This window comes from Formosa haliotis (assembly GCF_001685485.1).
GTDB classification, from domain to species: Bacteria; Bacteroidota; Bacteroidia; order Flavobacteriales; family Flavobacteriaceae; genus Formosa; species Formosa haliotis.
The window spans coordinates 2,088,817-2,107,868 of the sequence record NZ_BDEL01000001.1 but is presented as its reverse complement, the minus strand read 5'-3'; the positions used below and the strand labels follow the sequence as shown (position 1 = coordinate 2,107,868).

Sequence of the window (19,052 nt, the reverse complement as noted above, 5' to 3'; positions counted from 1 at the left end):
TAGTGTGCGAAAATAGGAGTTATCCTTATGGTTTTCTATACGTTTTAAAGATTTTATTCAAAATTATTTTTGATTTACCAGATCCATTAAATCCACATCGTTTCCTAATAAAACATCTTGCGAATTAATACGGCCTTTCATACCGTCGTTTTCTAGTTTTAAAACGCCACGCGGACAAACAGCGCTGCAAATACCACAGCCCACACAACTGGAACGTACAATATTTTCTCCTTTTTGGGCATAAGCACGAACATCGATCCCCATTTCGCAATAGGTAGAGCAATTTCCACAAGAAATACATTGCCCGCCATTGGTTGTAATTCTGAATTTTGAAAATAAACGTTGCTGAAATCCTAAAACAGCCGCCATAGGACAACCAAAACGACACCAAACGCGATTTCCTAAAATGGGATAAAACCCTGTGCCAATAACACCAGAAAAGATAGATCCTATTAAAAATCCGTATGTAGAGCGCAGTGTTTCAGCTTTAAAAAAGAATAATTTATCTGTGCCTCCAAAATAATACATGGCAATTAAAACTACAATAACTGTAAAATAGCCTATAGCCCCGTATTTGGCATCTTTACCTAACTCATGACGTTTAAAAATCATGGTTAATGAGAATATAAGGGTTAAAAATCCACCGACTAAGGCAAGAAATACATCGCGTGTTAACCAATATTTATTTGGGTCGTAGCCTAAATACGTAAAAATGACAGCGGTGGTCATTATTACCACAAAAACTAAAACAGTATGTACCAACCATTGTTCTAGTTTCCAGGCTTTCAGACTTTTGTTACTTAACTGTCTAAAAGAGTCACCAGCAGTTTCGGCTAAGCCACCGCAACCACAAACCCAAGAACAATACCAACGTTTCCCGTATTTGTAGGTTAAAATTGGCGAAATGACAAAAATGGAGATAATTCCGAAGAGAAGTAAAGCCAACCCCACGGTCCCTGCATTAATAAAATCGTTAACCCGATACTGTTCAAAATTATAATAATTTAAGGGCCACATGTTTTTTAAATCGTAGTATGGCAAATGAAAGGTATCAGAATTTAATCGAGCCATGAGCTCTGGAATAAAAAAAGCAAAGGCTAATTGAAAGAACATCACCGAAAAGGTTCGTAATTGTTCGTACCTATTATGACGATATTTTTTTAAAAATTTATATCCGAATACAACTATGGCTAGTGTATAAAAGGTTCCGTAAACAAACCATTGACTGGCAGGGTTTCCGCTGAGGGCTCTACTTAAAGGGTCGAAAACCGCGATAAGGCCGGTGTTGGGTTCACCTTTAGCTCCGAGCCCGAGTAAATGCGGGTAAAAGTATAAGATGATGTAAAAACCAGTAAGGGCTACTCCTGTAATCCAGCCCCAGAAACCACGCGAACTAATAGATTTAAACCAAACAGCATCATTTTTTATTCCTGGTTGTTTGTGGGCATAACTCCCTTGAGTAAAGACCACAACACCCAAAGTAATTAAGCCCAATCCTGCGATTAAAACTAAAGTAGGATGAGGTAGGGTAATGTTAAAAATAGCGAGTACAAAAATAAACAGCCCAACCATACCAATTGCCGTACCTATTTTTTGTTTGGTATTTAGATCGGCGGCATCTGGCGAAGAAAGCGACATGCTTTTATTTAATTTAAGACTCATAAGCTTACTGTTTGTTGTTTGAAAGTAGATTGAATATCTTTTTCAAAAGATTTATAAAATTCAGGGTCGAAGTTGGCTTCTTTTAAGTGATCTATCACATAATTAACCGTGGCATTTTCGGTAAGCCAACGATCGAAAACGTCGTGACGCATTCGTATGCCAAAGGTGTTTATGCCTTTAAAGATTCCTGTTTCAAGTTCATATTCAATAGTAATACATTTTGTATTGTCGTTATGCTGCCAGTGAAAATGCGTGTTCTTCGGTTTCGGGGTTGCATACACCCAACCATAAGTTTGATATTCTATATCGAAAAATTTAGCAGAATTAAACCAATGTCCCGGATTGTACGGCATGGTATTTCCGCATAAGGTTTGGGCTAGGGTTTCTCCCATCATCCGGCCGGTATACCAAACCGCTTCTATTGGTCGACGTTCGCCAATGGCCTGGAGTTGTTCGGCACAATCGCCAATAGCATAAATGTCTTTTATGTTAGTTTGTAACTCTTTGTTTACCAAAACCCCGCGATTGGTCTCTATGCCACTATCTTTTAAAAACGCAATATTTGGAGAGACACCAGCTGTAAGTCCCACAATATTACAAGGAATCTCTTCTCCCGTTTCTTCAATGATAATCGATTTTACACGTCCCGAATCATCAGAAATAATTTCCTTTAAGTTTGATGATAATCTTAAGTCAATGTGGTGCGATGTAATATGTTTATTAATTAATTCGCTATCCTCTTTAGGAAGTACATTGCCCCAGAAACTAGACTCTCTTACCAAGAAGGTTACGGGAATATCTCTAGTCGAGAGCATTTCTGCAAGTTCAATACCTATAAGTCCGCCTCCCACGATAACAGCTCGTTTACACACCGAATTGTTTGGTGCCAGTTGTTCTAGCAAGTCTAAATCTTGTTTATGGTACATGCCTAGAACACCTTTTAAATCTTGTCCGGGCCATCCAAACTTGTTGGGTTTGCTACCTGTGGCGATAACGAGTTTATCGTAATTAAGAGTGGTGTTGTTATTAAACAGCAGTTCTTTACTTTCAGGATGTATTGCAGTAACCGTTTCTTGTATTAAATCTATGCGGTTCTTTTCCCAAAACCAGTTTTCGTAGGGTTGGGTGTGTTCAAATTTCATATGTCCCATATACACATACATTAATGCGGTACGGGAGAAAAAGTATTTTGTTTCAGCGGAAATAATTGTGATTTTCTTGTCAGATAGTTTTCTAATATGACGTGCCAAAGTGACGCCAGATATACCATTGCCAATAATTACAATATGCTCCATAGATTTAATGTATTTATAATTATGTCGCATCAATAGATGAAAACTTAATGCAAAACCCTCAATTTTATTTAAATTTAAGCATAATCAATTTGGTAAATCAGGGGTTTCATCTGCTTTCTAGCTTATTTTTAACAGAATAGGGGTAAGCTTCCTCTTGAAAAAAAGTGGAAGCATTTAAATATAGGCCATGTTCAATTTACTCTAGTCTTGGTCTGAATCGATACTCTTAAAATCTTTAATGGCTTTATTTGGTTCTATAATATTATATCCTTTCCAGAATTCAGGATCGTAAGCGGGTTGATAAATAGGTTTAATGTCGGCTTTCTCTGTAAAGGCATTAAAGTCGGCTTCGGTTATGGTTTCGTTTTCAAATACAACCATTTCTTTTTTAGAACGATTGGTGGCAATAAAATGAATATCGGCAGAAAGTTCATTTTGTTTTCTACGGCCTTTAACATGTTTGTTTTTTTCTATTATTTTAAGCGGACGGTCTATTCCTGTTTTGTTTGCACCTTCAATTTCGGCATATTTTAAGCTATAGGTATTCGCCTTGTTTTTAGCGTAAATTAAGCTTCCTTTTCTTAAATACACGTCGAATGAAACACCTAAAAGTTTAAATGTTTTTAGTGATTTTACGTTCGAAAAATCGACTCTAATTATGGCAAAATCATCTGTGTTTATGTATAAAACGCCTTTGTAATCTTCTTTTCGTTTAGGTTTAAACGCAATTTTATACACGTATTGATCATTTAAAAATGAATAATCAAGCAACTCAAATTCGTATCGATTAGACTTGTGAATAAAATTTAAGTAAGAGTCTTTATTTACAAAACTATTTTTCTCAAGATTGTGAATAACACGTTTTCTGTATTTTAAAAAATTCTTTTTCTTTTCCGCTTCTTTTTTCTTTTCGGCCTCTATATAAGCTTCAGATTTTGTGTTAGAATGGTCTTGAAAAACTGTAGAATCTATATCTTGGGTGGTGCCAAACCAACCCGATTTAATTTTGAAATACGAATCGCGTTTAACCCGTTTTTTAACAATATCGTTTAGTTGCTTCTCGTAAGCCTCGAAGGTCATTTCATTATTTTTGTCATATAATTCAGAGGCTTTTATAATATCTAATTTGGTTATGGTGTCTGCAGAATTATCGGTTTTGTTCTTATATAATTCACCTAAAATCTCGGTGTAATGATATGAGTTTATAGGCACATCTCTTAAAATACTATCGGTTAATTCCTGATTAAATTCAGGAATGGTCGATTCTTTAATTTTTACCGATTTTTTAAGGATGGTAGACTCGTAAGTCTCTCTAAAAAAGAGTTTGCTTTTTTCGAAGCTTGCCGTATAGTTTTTATCGAGTTGCTCTTCTACCTTGTCCATAATTTCATCGACAGTATAATTTTTATTGAACAACATCACTTCGTTTAATTCAATAGATTTTGGTTTTAAAACTACTAGACTGTCTTGAAATGTTTTGGCAGAGAACTGTTTCGATTCAAATCCTAAGCAACTAAAAAACAGGGAGTCTTGTTCTGTGATTGGCGTGTTAATTTGAAGCTGAAATTGCCCGACATCGTTACTAATTACGCCGGAAGTATTATTAAACGAAACTGTAGCGTATGCAATTGGAGCTTGTGTTATAGAGTCGATTACTCTGGCGTGAATTTCGGTTTGAGCAACAACAGATTTTGAAAATATACAGAACAGAATTAGGGAGAAAAGGTAAAGGTGCTTCATGTTGGTAGTTTTTGTGAAAGTAGAATATTACACCAAATCATAAATGTACTTTATAAATTAATTAAGTAAAATTTATTAGTTTTTAACAGTTATGTGCTTCAAATAATAGCTGTAAAGTGTTTCAGGAGAGGCGCCTAATCTGTATTTTAGGTGAATCATCCAAAAGTGGTATTGAAGTTTCCAAATGCCCATAGTTTCGTATCGTCTGGCAGATGTGGTTAGCGTTTTTTGAATGACCTTAAAGTTTGATGTTTTGTATAGTTTTTGAATAAAATGATTGTCTTCGTAAATTTTATAGCTTTCGTCAAATCCGCCAAGGGAGTGGAATAGCGATTGACTTACAAATAAACTCTGATCTCCACCACGAGATATTTTCCAGTTAAATTGGGTAAACCATCCCGCTAATTTTAGCCACCAATGTTGACTGGTAAATGCCATTTTAAAACATCCTGATTCATAATGATCTTTTACAGCATTTAAGATTTCCTTGTCGAAGTGTTTTGGCGGATAAGAATCTGCATGAAGAAAATATAAAATAGTTCCTTTGGCGTGTTTTGCTCCTAAATTCATCTGTTTTGCACGACCCTTTTCTGAAATAACAAGTTGAACGTTTTTAAAAGATTTAACCACCTTTTGAGTACCATCTGTACTTCCTCCATCAACAATAATAATAGAACAAATATCTTTTGGATTCGTGTTGTTAAGGAGATACGGTATTAATTTCTGAATATTTTTAGCTTCATTAATAACGGGTATTATTATAGAAATATTACTCATTTAAATCCCAATTGTAACTTAAATATCCTATGTGTTCATCGGCATTTATAGGATGTTTGGCATAAGTATTTATAAACTGAATTAAAGACCCTTTGGTTTTAAAGTCTTTAGAAAACCATTTAAAAATTTTAGATAGTTTAATGGTTCCGGCGGTTAATTGGTTTTTATCTGAATTGATAAAATTTACCGCTGCAGTATCTAATTGCGCATTTAAATGTGTTGCAGTGTAGGCTTCGTTTAATAATTTAGGACAAGACACGGAGGCACACACGATAGCAAAATGAATTTGTGGTTTGTTTATAGTTCTTAAAATATTGTGTTCTACGTCTCCTAAAGAATAAGAGGTGTTATTAATAGAGATAAAAGGTGTATCCCAAGGTTTGCTAATATCTTTAATACTACTTATAGGATAATGGTCTATAATCAGTTTAATGGTAAAGGCATTGTAAGCGTTAATCCAAAAGGCTAAAGTTTCATTTTTAGACCAACTAGAATTTGGATTACTTTTCGAAAGTAGGTCGAGATAGGTGTTTAAATTCTGTGGATGTTGTTTTAAGTTTTTGTAATTAACATGTCCGTTGTTATCGACGTTTTCTTTTAAAACAGTAGTCCATATGTCATGGTTTACCTGCTGTGAAAATACAGAGGGTATAATACCAAAAATTATAAGTAGTACGACTATAGATTTACGCATCTTTTCTATTTAAAGGATATAATTCCTGACCCATAAAATGTTTCGGAAAATGTTCATCACCTTCAAACCCTAATTCTATATCTTTTCCGTTATGAGGAATATAGTTTGTTTTAAACAAATAATCCCAAATACTTAAGGTTATGCCATAGTTTATGCCCGATTGGTGTTCTTTTGGTAAGTGTTTTACATGGTGCCAAATATGCATTTTAGGATTGTTAAGTATGTATTTAAACGGACCGTAACTCCAACCTAAGTTGGCATGGTTTAAATGCCCAATAGTAATTGCGAAAAAATGAACAAAAGCCACATCTTGTGCGTCGAAACCACCAATTATCGCTAAAGGAATATAGAGCAAAGACTTGTAAACAACAGGCTCCATCCAATGGTAGCGTAAATGCGCGGCAAACCCCATTTCTTTTACAGAGTGATGCACTTTATGAAAGTTCCACAATATTGGGATGTGGTGTAATAAGCGGTGTGTGTTCCATTGTACAAAATCGCTTACTATAAAAAAGATGAATAGCCCGAGTGCTTTTGGCAAGTCGTCTACATCAAAAAGTTGTAAGTTTTGAAGGGTTAGCCCGAAAACGCCCAAGAAATCATTAAAAAGTTGTGCAGCGGTATTCGATAAGGCTATGAGTACAATTAAATTCAGAAGAAAAAAATTGAAGAACATATAAAAGGTGTCTAACCAAAAATCTTTTCTGAAAATAGCCTGATTTTTACGCCAAGGAAATGCAATTTCTAAGCCCCAAACAATTAGGGAAATAATGATTAAACCATAAAAATAATTATCCCAATGGTTTACGGTAATTAATTCGTGTTTTAAATAGCGCCAATAGCCCGAATACGACCGTTGAATAATGTCTATGTATTTATCCATAATTCAAAAATTTGAAATGGGTTGTCGGACTAATTTTATGAGGCTGCCTAAAATGTTGCGTTTTCGTCAATCTGAACAGCCATGTCTTTTGGAAGATAGGTATTCAGAATGATAGATTTTTAAACTTTTCGGACAGCCTCATTAATATTTTTTAATGCTTGTTAAAGGGTTTTTATAAGCTCTTTAAACAGCGTAATCATTTTAGGTTCTGCTTGTTCGGCTACCGCTATAATATCGTTAATATCTACCGGATGTAAATTATCTGGATCACCTTGATCTGTGATTACAGAAACGGCTGCAGCCTTTAATTTTAAATGATTGGCAACAATAATTTCTGGAACGGTACTCATTCCTACCGCATCGGCACCAAGAATTTTAAGCATGCGGTATTCTGCACGGGTTTCTAATTGTGGCCCTAGCATACTGGCATAAACACCGGTATTTAAGGTAATATTTTCTGCTTTGGCAATGCTTTTAAATGTTTCATTTATAGCCTTGTCGTATGGGGCACTCATATCTACAAAACGTTCGCCCAATTTAGATACCCCTTTAAAAGCTAAAGGCGATCCACCAAGTAAATTAATGTGGTCATCTATAAGCATTAAGTCGCCTTTTTGGAAATCTAAATTAACAGCACCAGAAGCATTAGAAACCAATAAGGTATGGATGCCTAATTTTTCCATGATTCTAACCGGGTAGGTAATATCTTGTAGCGAGTAACCTTCATACAAATGAAAACGGCCTTGCATTACAACAACCTTTTTACCTTCCAGTTCGCCGTAAATTAATTTTCCTTTATGAAATTCTACCGTTGCTGTAGGGAAATAGGGGATGTGGTTGTAGCTAACTTCGTGAATGATGTTTACATCTTCTAATAATTTGCCCAATCCAGTTCCAAGAATAATTCCAATTTCTGGTTTGTCGAAGCCTTTATTTAATAAGTATTCTGTGGTTTCGTTTATATATTTTATCATGATTTTATCGTGAATTTATTTAATTGCGGATACGTTTTTATATCTTCAAAAGTATCAATATCATTTAATTCTTCAAGTAAAGATACCGATTTGTTCTCTAAATCTTTTAGAGTGTCTTGTAGCACGGTTTCTGTTCCCCAAGCTTTGTTTTCAAAAATATGAGGCGCTAAAGTTTTCATGCCTAACAGGTAATAACCACCATCTTTTGCTGGACCAATAACAACATCGTGATGTTCTAATTGATTAAAAGCCTCGTCAATCATTTCGGTAGTAAGATCTAAAATGTCGCTACCAATAATAATCACTTTCTTGTAGTAATTCTGAAATAAATCTGAAAACGCATGCTGCATGCGTTCGCCTAAAGTGTTGCCCGATTGTAATTTTTTTCTGAAAAGTTCCGTATCCCAAAGGTCTTCATTCTGGATGTTTTCAGAGTAAAACACATAACGATCAGCTTTTACTGGAGCTGCAATTTTTGCGGTATGCTGTAATAGGATGTTGTAAATATCTAAAGCATTTTGGTCGCCAATGGTTTTAGCTAAACGCGTTTTACATTTGCCTAGTTCTGGGTTTCTAGTAAAAATTATTAATGCTTTTTTCGAGGTTGGAAAATGAAAGTTATAAGCAACTTCATTATCGCTACCCGTATCTTTTGAACTTAGAAGTCCCATAAATTTGTGTTTTTATTATCCATTGAGAGAACGAAATGTCTGCTTCTCAAAAATACAATCTAGAGATTAAATAGCTTGATATCGCATTGTTTTTTAATCATTTTTTAACTGAAAGCCCTCCCGTTTTATAACAAGAAGTGATTTTCTAAAAAGATGTTTAATTCTTGCTGATTCTGTTCTGTCTTCGGTAAAAATTCAAAAAAACAATATCCAATAAGCAAGGTGTTGTTGCAGGCTTGGTTAAATAACACTTCCCTGACAACTACTTCCTGCCCCGGCGGTACAGCCATAACAATGTTGAGAAATCACAATCTCTCTGTTTTCTAGAAGGTCTTCGTTATATTCAGAAATATGTTTCACTTTGCTGTTTACTGGCAATTCTAGCATCTGATTAAAATCGCAATCAAATAAATAGCCGTCCCAGCTTACAGACAAGGTATTTGTACACATAACATTGGAGACAGCAGAAGGATTATATGCTTCAACAAGATTGTACATATAATCTTCATAATTTTCAGAAGCAATTAAATAATCTAAAAACCGAGCTATTGGTAAATTGGTTATGGCAAATAGATTGTGAAACTGAATGTTGAAATCGTCTAGTAAAGCCTTTTTAAAATCGCGTTGTAAAGCATCTTGATTTCCTGGTAAAAAAGCACCCGACGGATTGTAAACGAGGTCTAATCGTAATCCGCTACCCGGTATACCGTAACCTATGGCGTTTAAGTCTTTTAAAGCCTGAATGGATTTTGCAAACACACCGTCCCCACGTTGTTTATCGGTTTTACCCTGTGTCCAATGTGGCATCGAACTTATTACATGTACATTATGTTTTTTAAAAAACTGGGGCAAATCATGATACTTTTTATTAGCACGAATAATGGTGAGATTAGAGCGTACAATAAAATCTTTAATTCCTGCTTTCGCAGCTTCCTCTACAAACCATCTAAAATCCGGATTCATCTCTGGAGCGCCTCCAGTTAAATCTAAAGTGTGTGCTCCTGTGTTTTTTATAACGTCTAAACACTGTAACATGGTGTCTCGCGTCATGATTTCTTTTCGGTCTGGACCCGCATCCACATGGCAATGTGCGCAAACTTGGTTGCACATGTATCCTACATTGATTTGTAAGATCTCTAGTTTTTTTGCTTTCAGTGGAAATTGAGCGGTTTCAGATAGCTTAGATTTGAATGTTGGTAAGTCTCCGTTTTTAAAAATACCATTCGATAAAAATTCTAACTGACGGTTACTTTGTGCTAAATCACTATTGCGTTTTTGTAAAGAAGTATGAATCATTAAAAGATGTTAAATGTATTTGCTTTTGTTTTAGACTGAACAAAGTTTAGAAACTTACATTTCTAATTTATTTACTTTATTCATCATTTGCACACCATGTACTAAAGATGCGCCTCCGCGAATGGCAGCAGATACATGTAAAGCTTCCATCATTTCTTCCTTGGTAATACCGCGTTGTAAGGCATCTCCAGTATAAGCATCAATACAATATGGACACTGTACGGTATGAGAAACGGCTAATGCAATTAAGGATTTTTCTCTTTCTGATAAGGCACCTTCTTCGAATACTTTTCCGTAGTAATCGAAGAATTTTTCGCCTAAAGTTTCATTCCATTCAGAAATTTTACTGAATTTTTTTAGGTCGGCCGGGTCGTAATAGGTCTTTTGCATAGTATTTTGAATAAGTGTTGTTATAAATATTTAATGTTTTTAAAAATGACTAAGTCGGGACGTGCGACTAAAATTAACAGCTAATTTATACTATTATTAAATTGATTCTCCTAAGTTGTTGTTAATGTGTATAATTATGTTTTATTTTATTCGACTTAAATACGAACTATGGATTATTTTGTAATAATTACGGCCTTGGTTACGCTTTCTGCTGCCTTTGGTTATATAAATGTGAGATTTTTAAAGTTGCCAAATACCATAGGGTTAATGTTGGTGACTTTAGTTTTTACCCTAGTTGTATTAGGTATTGCTACCATAGACAAAACCTTGTTATTGGCCGAAAGGAAATTAATTACCCAAATCGATTTTAAAACTGTACTGTTAGATGTAATGCTGAGTTTTATGTTGTTTGCGGGAGCTTTACATACCAATTTCGAGCAGTTAAGAATACAACGCTGGCCAGTTTTTGTATTTGCGACGTTAGGAACTTTGGGCTCTACATTTTTAATAGGCGTGATGATGTATGGTGTTTTAATGCTTTTAGGTTTGAATGTCGACTTGATTTATTGTATGCTTTTTGGGGCATTAATCTCCCCTACAGATCCCATTGCAGTATTAGGGATTTTGAAAAAAGTGGGTGTCCCTAAAGATTTGGAAGCCAAAATTGTTGGAGAATCTCTGTTTAATGATGGGGTTGGAGTAGTTGTGTTTTTAACTATTTTTCAAATAGCCAATTCGACCGGAGGGGATGGTTTTGAGATTAGTCAGGTTTTAAAATTATTTGGTAGAGAGGTTATTGGAGGTATTATTTTAGGACTGCTTTTAGGGTATGGTACGTACCGGTTAATGAAGTCTATAGATGATTATGATATTGAAGTTATTATAACTTTGGCTGCAGTAATGTCTGGAACCGTGATAGCTCAGAAATTAGATTTATCCTCGCCTTTAGCCATGGTAACTGCGGGACTTGTGGTAGGAAATGATACACTAAGAGGTAGCGCCATGTCTGAAATTACAGAAAATTATGTCGACAAATTTTGGGAACTAGTCGATATCCTATTGAATACGATTTTATTTGTATTAATAGGTATGGAAATGTTGGTTTTAGAATTTAAATGGGCCTATATTTTGGCAGGATTATGTGCTATTCCAATTGCCTTAATTAGTAGATACCTGTCTTTATACGGACCCATTAGTATGTTCGAAAAACGAATAGGTTTTGTGCCAAAAACCGATAAGATTATGACTTGGGGCGGATTGCGTGGTGGTATTTCTATAGCTTTAGCGCTGAGCTTAACTACCGAGATGCATCGCGAATTATTTTTGGTAATTACCTATATGCTAGTGGTGTTTTCTATATTAGTTCAAGGGTTAACTGTAGGTAGACTTGTAAAACGCTTATTGGCATAAATGGTTTGGGTTTAATATTTTGGAGCATATCCAATACTAATAAAGCCCTGAATACCTTTATGGTGTTGTCCTTTAGAAACTCCCACTGAAATTGGTCCGATTATAGAGAAGTAGCTTGCTGTAGCCATAAAACCAAATTGTCTTTGATAATCGGCATCGGTAATTATAATGTCATCTTTAATCCATTGCATCGGGTTTTCTAAGTCTAAATAATTGACTCCAAAATTCAAATAAAAATTAGTTTTAAAATTCCATTGAAGTTGAGATTCTGCAAAGAAGAAATTTGATGCCGAAATGTATTTAGAATCTATTCCCCAAAAGGGTTGCACATAGAGACCTCTAGGAGCAAATCCTCCAATAAAGGTGTTTTGAGAAAAGTTTTCTAATTCCGAAGTCCCGTTATTCATCACCAATCTTGCATTTCCTAAGTAAGTAAGGTTTCGTGTTAATTTTAATGCACCACCAAAATTAGTTTCTATTTTCCAGATGGCTTCAGGGGTTAAATTTAAATCAAAACCATCACCGTTAAATTCGTCAATTTCAATGTCGAAATGTCTACCGAAATAATAATTTAACCGAGCATCAAAAAAGATACCCTTGGTAGGAAAGTATAATTTATTTAGAGTATTTATGGTGTAAAAAGCCTGAAGATTAAATTCCTTACTTTTATAAACGTCTATGGCAATTTCGTTTCCATCGCCTTCAGAGACTTGATCGGTAATTTCTGGAGTAAAACGTTCAAAATTATAGCCTAATAAAACACCGGCGGAACGATTGGTATTGTAAGTTGATTGAACCCCAATATGGCTAAACCATGTTAATTGGTTAAGAAGTCCCGTTCTAGTTATTTCAATATTATTGTTGTGATTAATATCGGAGTAAGATGGCACTTCCGATTTAAATATTGTAGAACCCAAGGTAATTCCTAGATTTTGTTTTTCTCCCACATATTTCAAATAGTTTAAACGTGCACCGGGGTTCTGAGCGAAATTAATTTCGGTAACAAACCTGGAATTTGGAAGTAACATATTTCTTAGGGTAAGATTAAATAGTAAGCTCGCGTAGTTGTCGGAGTCGTAATGTCCAGCAATTTTTACAGCTCCCTTAGGGGCTTCCTTAACTTTTAAAATAAGTTTGTTGTCGTTTTCTATGGTATATACAATTTTAGAAAAATACTGCGTACCATACAGCATCACAATTTTTTCTTCTAAATCATCTATAGAAATATTTGTATTTGGCTGAATATCCATTTTTCCTAAAATAAGATCTATGGGGATGTTTTCGTTGCCTTTTACAATAATTTCTTTAATGTCGTAGCTTTCTTTGTAAGGAAGGGGTTCTGGTTTTTTTCGTAAACCAAACGGACGTAAAGAGTCGGCGAGTTTTTTAAAAACAGGTAAATATTTTTCTCCTGTTTTATCACCTATTTCTATAATTTCGGGTGTGTTTTTAAAACTACCGGTAGAATAATCGCCTAATTCTGGTTCAATAAGTATATCTACAAGTTTCTTTTGTTTGTTGGAGTCGTGAACACTCATCACAAAAGCCGATTGCGATAAAACTGAAATCATAGACTGTAACTTGTCTTTTTTGTTTAAATCTGTACTAACAAAAACACCTATCACGATATCTGCACCCATATCTAAAACCTCTTGAACAGGAAAGTTTCTTGTTAATCCGCCATCCACATAAAGTTTGTCTCCTATTTCCATGGGAGTAAAAATAGACGGTATAGACATACTCGCTCTTAAGGCTTCGGGTAAGGAGCCTGAATTTAAAATTTCGGGCTCTCCGGTTTCTATGTTTGTGGCAACACAAGCAAACGGGGTAGGGAAATCGTTAAAATCTTTTACACTATGGGCTTCTCTTGTAATTTTGCTTAACAGTAAAGTTAATTCCTGTCCTTCTATCGCACCTTGAGGGAGGGTTATCTTTTTACCACGTATAGGAAATTCGGCGAGGTATCGGCCGTAAAAGTCTTTTTCTTCGAAGGCTACTTTATTAAGTAAAATATTGTTGGATAGCACAAAATTCCAATCTATTTTATTGGCCATAGTCTCAATATTCTCTGGTGTCCAGCCTATAGCATATAATCCACCCACTATACTACCCATACTGGTTCCTGTAATATAATCCGGATAAATGCCAGCTTCCTCCAAGGCTTTTAAAACCCCGATATGAGCCATGCCTTTGGCGCCACCACCACTTAAAACTACACCAATTTTGGGCCTCTTTTTTAAGGGCTCTTCTTCAGTTTGAGCATGTAATTCAAGTAAAGGCAATAAAATAAAAAAGAAAAGTATAAGACTTTTAAGGGGGCGAAGTAGATTCATTTTAATTGAGTTTGGCTATCGAAAAGCAATGCAAACTTAATAACAATTAAATTAAATTTAAAGTTCCTTATAATTTTAACATGCTTTATTTTAACTGTGTTTTTGTTTGATAGATCGGGGTTTGAAGCGCAGTGTTGTTAGTGTATTTATCTGGTTTTAAGAAGGTTGAATTGTTTAAATGAGTTGGGGTATTTTAATTAATATAAAGCACGGCTAAAAATGAAATGGGTTTGCACTATTTTTAGTATATTATGAAGGTAAAAATTTAAAGTAAAAACGATTTATGAAGGATAAAATGATTCAGGCATGGAACAAAATGCTGGGAAAATTAGATGCTTGGTTTGAAGATTTAGTATTAGGGTTGCCTAATTTTATAATAGCCTTGCTCGTATTTTTACTTGTATTATTCTTATCTAAATATGTAGATAAATTAATTTTAAAATTACTAGATCGTACTAAGCTTCAAAAATCAATGAAGCATTTAATTTCTAGATTGGTTTCTGCTGTCGTAATCATGTTAGGGCTGTTTATCGTATTGGGGATATTAAATTTAGATGATGCCCTAAAAACAGTGTTGGCGGGTGCTGGAGTTGTAGGTTTAGCTGTTGGTTTGGCTCTACAGGGCGCTTTAGCAAACTTTTATTCGGGTGTTATTTTATCGTATGTACATTTTATAAAATTTGGAGATTGGGTTGAAACTAACGGCGTAGAAGGTGAAGTTGTTAATATTGATTTGCGATCGGTAACTTTAAAACAAGCCGATAATAATCTGGTATACATGCCAAATAAAATGGTCGTTGAAAACCCGATTAAAAACTTTTCTAGTACTTCGCAATCTCGAGTTATTTTAGATTGTGGCGTGGCTTACGATAGCGATTTAAAATTTGTTAGAGACTTGGTTGTAAAAACAATCGTGGAACATTTTGAAGCTGTAGAAAGTAAACAAGATGTGCTTTTTATGTTTAAAGAATTTGGTGATAGCTCTATTAATTTTGAAACGCGATTTTGGATAAAATCTACCTCTGCCTTAGAGGTGGCGAAAGCAAAATCTGAAGCTATTATAGCTGTAAAATCTGCTTTTGATGCCCATGATATTAACATTCCGTTCCCAATTAGAACACTTGATTTTCCAGCAGGATTTAATGGCGTAGCACTTGAAGATGACACACCAAAAGAGACAAACTAAATTAGGAAAACGATTAGAGTTTTTGTTTTCAAAAGTAATTTTAGTACCCTTAGTTGTTCTATTACAATCACAATCTATGTCTACAGTTTTATTAAGCGATTATCATTCGGTGCCAGAATCTATTCAAGAAGAGGCTAAATTGGCCTTTTCCTTTTACCCGGAGTTGGCCGAAGTAAGTATTGCTATCCGTTTTAAAAAGGATATCAAAAAATCGACGATGCAGGCGCAACCCGAATTTAAGAGTTTGTTTAAAAATAGAAAGAAGCGTAGGTATGTGATTTTTATTAGTAAGAAAATAAAAATTACCGGTAGTGAATTTTCTACAAAGCATATTCCTTCTGAAATTATTGTGGGCTGGTTGGGGCACGAATTAGGCCATGTAAGAGATTATCAAAACAGAAGTGCTTTCGGACTGATTGGATTTGGCTTTAAATATTTGTTTTCAGACTCCTATTTAAGAGAAGCCGAGCGTACGGCAGATTCTTATGCCATTTCAAATGGTATGGAAAAATATATAATAGCGACAAAAAATTTCATACTCGATCATGCCAATATTCCCGAAAGCTATAAAAATAGAATGCGGAAATATTATTTATCGCCAGAAGAAATTATGATTCTTGTTGAAGAGCGTGACGCAAAAGAAGCGTCGGATTAATTTAAGACTTAGTTTTTATAAAAGATTCCCAAGTAGCAAATTTGTCTTCGTTCATAACACGTTCCATTTTTACTTGGCCACCTTTCTTTTTATTTTCAGCATTCCAATCGTAAAACAATTCTGGTTTTATAAGGTTTACTTTTACTCCTTTTAGAGCTTTAGATCGAGCTACTTTATAATTTTTATTGGCGTCTTTTAAATAAGAATCTATGGCTTCGGCTATTTTTTGGGCGTCTTTATCTGTGTTTTCGGTTCCTAAATACCAACTGTGATAAAAATCGCCATCGTATTGCTTCGCACAAATAGTAAATTCAGGAATTTTCATACCAAAAGCTTCTTCAATATGGAGTAAGGCATCATTCATTTTATTTACAGAAAGCTGCGACCCTACAGTGTTTAAAAAGAATTTTGTACGTCCTGTAATTTTTATTTCGGCACGTTCTACATCTGTAAATTTTATAGTGTCTCCTATAAGATAACGCCATGCTCCAGACACTGTACTTATAATAAGGACATACTCTTCATCTTGTTTAACATCGGCTAAAGTAATTGAAGGAGCATCTGCAGTTATAGAGCCATCTTCTAAAATGTATTCCGCTTTAAACGGTACAAATTCAAAATAAATACCATTATCGGTTACCAATTGCATGGCTGAGGTTTCCGGTCGTGCTTGAAAGGCTATAAAACCTTCGGAAGCCAAGTAGGTATCAATTACGGTAATTGGCTTTTTGGTTAAGGCGTTAAAACTTTTCTCGTAAGGCTCGAAAGCTACGCCTCCGCTAGTGTAAACCTGTAAATTTGGCCAAACATCGTGAATGTCGTTTGCATTGTGATGATCGATAACTTTTTTAAGCATGAGTTCAAGCCAAGAGGGAATGCCGCTTAGTGCGCCAATATCCCAATTTTTAGCATTTTCTGCGATGCGTTGTATGCGCTCGTCCCAATCGTCAATTTTTGAAATTTCTATTCCAGGTTTGTAATACCCGCGAAACCAAAACGGAATATTACTCGCACTAATCCCACTAATTTCTCCTTCCATGTGGTCCTCTTTTTCAATTAAGTCGGTAGAACTTCCAAGCATCATGATTTCCTTTTCAAAGAAATCAGACGGTAAATCGAAATTGTTAAGAGCAAAAACTTGTTCTATTCCTGCATTTCTAATAGATTCTATCATCTCTTTAGTAACAGGAATGCGCTTACTAGAATTACCGGTAGTTCCAGAACTTAATGCAAAATAATCTGGATTTCCGGGCCAGGTAATATCGGTTTCGTTTTCGTGTAACCTATACCACCATTCGTCGTTAATTTTATTATAATCGAAATAAGGTATGGTGTCGGCATACGCTTTAGCTATATTTTCGCTTTGCAAAATAGCGCTAAAATTATAATGAGATCCAAAAGCAGTGTCTTTAGCGGTTTCTAATAATGATTTTAAAACCAATTTCTGATTTTCTACAGGATTCGATTCTGGAGTTAATGTGTCTTTTAGTTGAATAACACCTTTTATAATACTACCAATTATAGCCATTTTTTATGCGATTATTTATCGATATAAATGTAATTATTTAAGCGTAACCTGAAGTACTCTATTCATCTAAAATATAACTTAAATGCCTGAAATTTTATTCTAAAACAAATAATTATCTGTGCCAATGTAGTACATAATTTTTAAGGATTAAATAGGGCTGATAACTGACTGCCGAAGCATCAAATTGATTAGAGTTAAAAATGTACTTTTAGGTTTTATATCTTTGTTTATCTAAGTGTGCTAAATCTTTAGTCTATTTAAATACACTATCAATTAAAAATAGATGATTGAAATTGATGTAAGAATGAAAGGGTTTACACGTGCTTCAACAGAAAAAAATGAAATATTACATGCAGAATTCTTTAGAAGGTTTAGTTGGAGTGTTACTATCTGTTTTGGGAATTACAAACAAGGGTGAAAATGCATAATACTATAGCTAAATTTAAGGATAGTAAGTTTCAGAATTTTATTGTGAGACATAAAAAGTATACGCCACTGCTTTTTTTTATAGGCGGATTTATTTTCGACACCTTAACGCTTGGTCGTATTGATAGAACTTATGATTTGGTGGTGTTGTGCCTGCATATGTCGTCGTTAACCATTACATTATATCTTTATAATTTAGCCGATGACGGGAAGTGGGTAGATACAATGCTCAATAAGTTTCAAGAGTATTTTCCTCTGGCTATTCAATTCTTTTTTGGGGCCTTGTCTAGTGCCTATGTTATTTATTTTTCTAGAAGTGTGTCTTTAACAAAAACCGTTTCATTTTTTATTATCCTTATAATGTTGCTGGTGGCTAACGAGTTTTTAAAAAAGCGAATTTCTAATAAATACCTTCAGTTTAGTGTCTACTTTTTTTTGAGTTTTACTTTTTTCACTTTTATCATTCCGGTTTTTATAAAGCAATGAGTACGAATGTATTTATTTTATCGGGGATTATAAGTTTAGTTATTACCCTGTTGTTAATTATTGTTATTTATAAGAGTAGCCCGAGTACGCGTAGTGAAATTCATTTAGGTAAAATGTTAGGCTTAGTGGCGCTTATATATGGTACTATAAATTTGTTTTATTTTTTCAACCTTATTCCGCCCGTGCCTCTAGCTTTAGAAGATGGTATGGTGGCCCACAGTGTTAAAAAAGAAAATAACAAGTATGTGGTTGCTTATGAAAGTGACAAGTGGTACGTGTTTTGGAGAGCACATAAGTTTAAATATAATTATAGTCCAGGAGAAGAGGTGTATGTTTTTACTTCCATTTTTGCGCCTACAGATATAAAAAAGTCGATTTTTCATCGTTGGAAATGGTATAATACAAGTACCCAGGACTGGGAAGTTGTAGATGAAATTGGTTATGATATTACTGGCGGAAGGGACGCAGGTTATCGTGGATATACTTACAAAAGCAATGTGAAACCAGGTTTGTGGAAAGTTGAAGTAGTTACCGAGGAAGGTTTAATTCTAGGTATAATTAATTTCGATATTATAACACGAAGCCCTCAAGATGCGATTCGTGTAATCCAGAAAACATTTTAATTATTAGGTAGTATTGGCTCAAC

The 19,052-nt window shown here is 34.7% G+C and carries 17 protein-coding genes; 5 read left to right on the top strand and 12 right to left on the bottom strand.

What is annotated here, in order from left to right:
- Positions 1-63 precede the first annotated feature (63 nt).
- The 10 genes from A9D35_RS08620 to A9D35_RS08575 form a co-directional block, all read right to left on the bottom strand.
- Positions 64-1,662, bottom strand: coding sequence for a 4Fe-4S binding protein (locus A9D35_RS08620; RefSeq protein WP_066221647.1), 1,599 nt, complete (start codon positions 1,660-1,662; stop codon positions 64-66).
- Positions 1,659-2,957, bottom strand: a complete 1,299-nt coding sequence (locus tag A9D35_RS08615; protein WP_066221645.1) for an NAD(P)/FAD-dependent oxidoreductase — start codon at positions 2,955-2,957, stop codon at positions 1,659-1,661. Before A9D35_RS08615 ends, A9D35_RS08620 begins: the two co-directional genes overlap by 4 nt.
- A gap of 201 nt (positions 2,958-3,158) precedes the next feature.
- On the bottom strand, positions 3,159-4,697 hold the full coding sequence (locus A9D35_RS08610) for a carboxypeptidase-like regulatory domain-containing protein (RefSeq protein WP_066221642.1): 1,539 nt from the start codon (positions 4,695-4,697) through the stop codon (positions 3,159-3,161).
- A 75-nt stretch (positions 4,698-4,772) separates the two neighbouring features.
- The gene (locus A9D35_RS08605; RefSeq protein ID WP_066221640.1) at positions 4,773-5,474 is read right to left on the bottom strand and encodes a TIGR04283 family arsenosugar biosynthesis glycosyltransferase; all 702 of its coding nucleotides are present in this window, start codon (positions 5,472-5,474) and stop codon (positions 4,773-4,775) included.
- Positions 5,467-6,168: a DUF547 domain-containing protein gene (locus A9D35_RS08600; protein WP_066221637.1), complete on the bottom strand. Its 702-nt coding sequence runs from the start codon at positions 6,166-6,168 to the stop codon at positions 5,467-5,469. Before A9D35_RS08600 ends, A9D35_RS08605 begins: the two co-directional genes overlap by 8 nt.
- Complete coding sequence (locus tag A9D35_RS08595) at positions 6,161-7,051, bottom strand: sterol desaturase family protein (RefSeq protein ID WP_066221634.1); 891 nt, start codon at positions 7,049-7,051, stop codon at positions 6,161-6,163. The genes A9D35_RS08600 and A9D35_RS08595 overlap by 8 nt, the downstream gene beginning before the upstream one ends.
- 161 nt (positions 7,052-7,212) lie before the next feature.
- Positions 7,213-8,025, bottom strand: a complete 813-nt coding sequence (locus tag A9D35_RS08590; RefSeq protein ID WP_066221631.1) for a purine-nucleoside phosphorylase — start codon at positions 8,023-8,025, stop codon at positions 7,213-7,215.
- Complete coding sequence (locus tag A9D35_RS08585) at positions 8,022-8,696, bottom strand: TIGR04282 family arsenosugar biosynthesis glycosyltransferase (RefSeq protein ID WP_066221625.1); 675 nt, start codon at positions 8,694-8,696, stop codon at positions 8,022-8,024. Before A9D35_RS08585 ends, A9D35_RS08590 begins: the two co-directional genes overlap by 4 nt.
- A gap of 240 nt (positions 8,697-8,936) precedes the next feature.
- Positions 8,937-9,992 carry an arsenosugar biosynthesis radical SAM (seleno)protein ArsS gene (gene arsS, locus A9D35_RS08580; RefSeq protein WP_066221623.1) on the bottom strand — a complete coding sequence of 352 codons (1,056 nt, stop codon included), beginning with the start codon at positions 9,990-9,992 and terminating at the stop codon, positions 8,937-8,939.
- 54 nt (positions 9,993-10,046) lie between these two features.
- Entirely contained in the window at positions 10,047-10,382 is a 336-nt protein-coding gene (locus A9D35_RS08575; RefSeq protein ID WP_066221620.1) for an arsenosugar biosynthesis-associated peroxidase-like protein, read from the bottom strand.
- A 168-nt stretch (positions 10,383-10,550) separates the two neighbouring features.
- Here A9D35_RS08575 and A9D35_RS08570 point away from each other — a divergent pair, with 168 nt between their 5' ends.
- Positions 10,551-11,792: a cation:proton antiporter gene (locus tag A9D35_RS08570; protein WP_066221617.1), complete on the top strand. Its 1,242-nt coding sequence runs from the start codon at positions 10,551-10,553 to the stop codon at positions 11,790-11,792.
- 11 nt (positions 11,793-11,803) lie between these two features.
- Here the strand turns inward: A9D35_RS08570 and A9D35_RS08565 are convergent, their stop codons facing one another.
- Positions 11,804-14,125: a patatin-like phospholipase family protein gene (locus A9D35_RS08565; RefSeq protein ID WP_083191661.1), complete on the bottom strand. Its 2,322-nt coding sequence runs from the start codon at positions 14,123-14,125 to the stop codon at positions 11,804-11,806.
- 283 nt (positions 14,126-14,408) lie between these two features.
- On the opposite strand from A9D35_RS08565, the gene A9D35_RS08560 reads away from it, so the two are divergent.
- Both A9D35_RS08560 and A9D35_RS08555 read left to right on the top strand, forming a co-directional pair.
- Positions 14,409-15,311, top strand: a complete 903-nt coding sequence (locus A9D35_RS08560; RefSeq protein ID WP_066221611.1) for a mechanosensitive ion channel family protein — start codon at positions 14,409-14,411, stop codon at positions 15,309-15,311.
- Positions 15,286-15,966 carry a M48 family metalloprotease gene (locus A9D35_RS08555; RefSeq protein WP_235817875.1) on the top strand — a complete coding sequence of 227 codons (681 nt, stop codon included), beginning with the start codon at positions 15,286-15,288 and terminating at the stop codon, positions 15,964-15,966. Before A9D35_RS08560 ends, A9D35_RS08555 begins: the two co-directional genes overlap by 26 nt.
- 1 nt (position 15,967) lies before the next feature.
- On the opposite strand, the gene A9D35_RS08550 is transcribed toward A9D35_RS08555, so the two are convergent.
- Complete coding sequence (locus tag A9D35_RS08550) at positions 15,968-17,494, bottom strand: GH3 family acyl-acid amido synthetase (RefSeq protein ID WP_066221609.1); 1,527 nt, start codon at positions 17,492-17,494, stop codon at positions 15,968-15,970.
- Positions 17,495-17,914: 420 nt separating this feature from the next.
- Between A9D35_RS08550 and A9D35_RS19675 the strand changes: the two genes are divergently transcribed.
- Complete coding sequence (locus tag A9D35_RS19675) at positions 17,915-18,406, top strand: hypothetical protein (RefSeq protein ID WP_369692159.1); 492 nt, start codon at positions 17,915-17,917, stop codon at positions 18,404-18,406.
- Positions 18,403-19,029, top strand: a complete 627-nt coding sequence (locus A9D35_RS19670) for a DUF2914 domain-containing protein (RefSeq protein WP_369692158.1) — start codon at positions 18,403-18,405, stop codon at positions 19,027-19,029. The genes A9D35_RS19675 and A9D35_RS19670 overlap by 4 nt, the downstream gene beginning before the upstream one ends.
- The last annotated feature ends 23 nt before the right edge of the window (positions 19,030-19,052 follow it).

Excerpts from the sequence above, each read along its gene's own strand:
- A9D35_RS08555 (WP_235817875.1), top strand. The coding sequence starts at position 15,286 with ATGACACACCAAAAGAGACAAACTAAATTAGGAAAACGATTAGAGTTT.
- A9D35_RS08570 (WP_066221617.1), top strand. The coding sequence starts at position 10,551 with ATGGATTATTTTGTAATAATTACGGCCTTGGTTACGCTTTCTGCTGCC.
- A9D35_RS08615 (WP_066221645.1), bottom strand. The coding sequence starts at position 2,957 with ATGGAGCATATTGTAATTATTGGCAATGGTATATCTGGCGTCACTTTG.
- A9D35_RS08560 (WP_066221611.1), top strand. The coding sequence starts at position 14,409 with ATGAAGGATAAAATGATTCAGGCATGGAACAAAATGCTGGGAAAATTA.
- A9D35_RS08620 (WP_066221647.1), bottom strand. The coding sequence starts at position 1,662 with ATGAGTCTTAAATTAAATAAAAGCATGTCGCTTTCTTCGCCAGATGCC.
- A9D35_RS19675 (WP_369692159.1), top strand. The coding sequence starts at position 17,915 with ATGCATAATACTATAGCTAAATTTAAGGATAGTAAGTTTCAGAATTTT.
- A9D35_RS08550 (WP_066221609.1), bottom strand. The coding sequence starts at position 17,494 with ATGGCTATAATTGGTAGTATTATAAAAGGTGTTATTCAACTAAAAGAC.
- A9D35_RS08590 (WP_066221631.1), bottom strand. The coding sequence starts at position 8,025 with ATGATAAAATATATAAACGAAACCACAGAATACTTATTAAATAAAGGC.
- A9D35_RS08565 (WP_083191661.1), bottom strand. The coding sequence starts at position 14,125 with ATGAATCTACTTCGCCCCCTTAAAAGTCTTATACTTTTCTTTTTTATT.
- A9D35_RS08585 (WP_066221625.1), bottom strand. The coding sequence starts at position 8,696 with ATGGGACTTCTAAGTTCAAAAGATACGGGTAGCGATAATGAAGTTGCT.
- A9D35_RS19670 (WP_369692158.1), top strand. The coding sequence starts at position 18,403 with ATGAGTACGAATGTATTTATTTTATCGGGGATTATAAGTTTAGTTATT.
- A9D35_RS08610 (WP_066221642.1), bottom strand. The coding sequence starts at position 4,697 with ATGAAGCACCTTTACCTTTTCTCCCTAATTCTGTTCTGTATATTTTCA.
- A9D35_RS08605 (WP_066221640.1), bottom strand. The coding sequence starts at position 5,474 with ATGAGTAATATTTCTATAATAATACCCGTTATTAATGAAGCTAAAAAT.
- arsS (WP_066221623.1), bottom strand. The coding sequence starts at position 9,992 with ATGATTCATACTTCTTTACAAAAACGCAATAGTGATTTAGCACAAAGT.
- A9D35_RS08600 (WP_066221637.1), bottom strand. The coding sequence starts at position 6,168 with ATGCGTAAATCTATAGTCGTACTACTTATAATTTTTGGTATTATACCC.
- A9D35_RS08595 (WP_066221634.1), bottom strand. The coding sequence starts at position 7,051 with ATGGATAAATACATAGACATTATTCAACGGTCGTATTCGGGCTATTGG.
- A9D35_RS08575 (WP_066221620.1), bottom strand. The coding sequence starts at position 10,382 with ATGCAAAAGACCTATTACGACCCGGCCGACCTAAAAAAATTCAGTAAA.